Consider the following 233-nt stretch of genomic DNA (forward strand, 5'->3'; position numbering starts at 1 on the left):
AAAGGCCATCTACGGTGCTGATACGCTTGAGATGGCAGAGGCCAACCTTGAGCACTTTGATGAAGTATGGGGTAAAGAGTACCCGCATGTCATCAAGTCTTGGCGCAATAACTGGGAGGGCTTAACGGTGTTCTTTGGTTATCCTAAAGACATCAGAAGAGCGATTTATACCACCAATGCGATAGAGTCGCTAAACAGTGTGATTCGAACGGCGGTGAATAAGCGTAAGGTGT

The 233-nt window shown here is 47.2% G+C and carries 1 protein-coding gene; it reads left to right on the forward strand.

The features are described 5' to 3' along the window. Nucleotides 1-233, forward strand: a 233-nt coding sequence (locus ACT3QP_RS15215) for a transposase (RefSeq protein WP_444526086.1), incomplete at both ends; no start/stop codon positions are given.

Source organism: Psychrobacter sp. AOP7-B1-24, assembly GCF_052376215.1.
Classification (GTDB): Bacteria; Pseudomonadota; Gammaproteobacteria; order Pseudomonadales; family Moraxellaceae; genus Psychrobacter.